General features: G+C 72.0%; 1 protein-coding gene. It reads right to left on the reverse strand.

Features of this window, described 5'->3' with window-relative positions; translation table 11 throughout:
- Window positions 1–205: 205 nt before the first annotated feature.
- Window positions 206–1,838: outer membrane protein assembly factor BamB family protein (locus tag ABD236_RS33545; protein ID WP_344081051.1), on the reverse strand; the 1,633-nt coding region annotated here is incomplete at its 5' end.

Consider the following 1,838-nt stretch of genomic DNA (forward strand, 5'->3'; position numbering starts at 1 on the left):
GCTCGCGGGCGGCGGGGCGCCGAAACCGCCGGCCGGGGGCGGCGTCGGCTCGCCGTAGCCGCCCGCCGGGGGCTCCTGCGGGGCGCCGAAACCGCCGGCCGGGGGCGGCGTCGGCTCGCCCGGCGGCTGCTGGGGCGGCTGGGGGGGCTGGCTCATGGCGTACGTACCTCTGCGGAAGAAGAGTGGGCGGAAGCGGGCGCGTTCATCAGTTGCCGAACCCCATCAGGGCCTTCTCCTTGGTGTCGCCCTTGGGGCTGGACACCCGGCCGTTGAGGATGAAGAGCCTGCCGTCGCGGAAGGCCACGTGCTTGGAGAAGAAGCCGTTCTCGATGGAGGCGGTGGACGCCGGGTTCTGCAGCACGGTCTTGGGCTGGCCGGCGCCGGTGACCTCGCCGACCGCGCCGCCCTTCTCGGTGGTGGGCGCGATGTAGGCGAAGAGCTTGCCGTTCTCGACGCTCAGCGGCAGCATCGTGCGGTCGCCTCCCGCGCTGGAACGCCACTTCTCCTTGCCGGTGTTGAGGTCGAACGCCACGACCTCGTTGGTGCGCCCGAAGCCGTCGCCGGAGCTGCGCTTGGGCTCGGTCGGCAGATAGAGCGTGTTGGCGTCGGCGGCGGCGCCCAGGCAGCCCTGGAGGTCGCGGTCCATGATCGCCCAGCCGCACTCCGGCTGGAAGCTGTCCTTGCTGCTCACCTCGGAGCGGACCGAGCCGTCCGCCTTGTACGTCGTGATGTTGTACTGCTTCTTGTCCTTGTTGGTCGCGTAGACCACCAGCGGGTCGACGGAGAAGACCCGGGAGACCTTCCAGCCCTTGGGGAGCTGCTTGGTCCACTTGGGCTTGCCGGTCGTCGCGTCCAGCTCCTGGATCTGGTCGATCCCGAGCGTGTCACCGCCGACCGTGCAGCTGCCCGCCGCGATCAGCCGGGCGCCGCCCGCGAAGGCGTCGGCACGGCAGTTGCCGCTGCGCTCCTGGCCGAAGATCTTCTTGCCGTCCACGACCGAGAAGCCGCTGACGCCGCCCATCCGGGCCACCGCCACGGTGTTGCCGCTGATCGCCAGGTCGAAGCTGGTCATGATGTCGAAGGCGTTCTCCGACGGGACCGCCACCTTCCAGCCCGCCTTGCCGGCCGCGAGGTCGACCTGCTGGAGCTGGTTGCACTTGGCGTTCTTGGTGTTGCCCTCCTGCACGCCCAGGACGATCTTGCCGTCGGCGGTGGCCTGGTGCGGGGCGCCGCACAGCGGGGCGCTCAGCGGCACGCTCCACTTCTGCTTGCCGTCTGTCACCGAATAGCCGGTGACTTCCTTGTACATCGCCTTGACGACGGTGTCGCCGACCACCCAGGGGCCGGACTGCTCGGCGCCGTTCTGGGTCAGCTGGGTGGCGTTCTCCTGGAGCCAGACCTTCGCCTCGCCGTCCTTGCGGCCCGCGTTGAGGTCGTCCGACCCGGCGCGGCCGTCGCCCTTGCCGTCGCCCTGGTCCGCCGTGGCGGAGCCGGTCGGCTGGGCGCTCTGGCTCGACTTCGCCTCGGGCTTCTTGTCGCCGTCGCCGCCCTTGGTGGCGAAGTACACGCCGCCGCCGACCACCAGCAGACCGGCCACGGCCGCCGCCACGATCACCGCGGGCTTGCCCTTGAAGGGGTTGCGGCCCCCGCCCGGCTGCTCCGGCATCGGCGCGCCCGGGTACTGGGGCTGCGTCGGGTAACCGCCGTACGGGCCCGGCTGCTGGCCGTAGGGGCCGGGCTGCTGGGCGTACGGGCCGGGCTGGCCGGGGCCCTGCGGATAGCCGTAGCCCGGCTGGGCCGGGGGCGTCTGCGGGTAGCCGTACCCGGGGGCCGCGGCG

The sequence above is a fragment of the Streptomyces crystallinus genome (assembly GCF_039521265.1).
GTDB classification, from domain to species: domain Bacteria; phylum Actinomycetota; class Actinomycetes; order Streptomycetales; family Streptomycetaceae; genus Streptomyces; species Streptomyces crystallinus.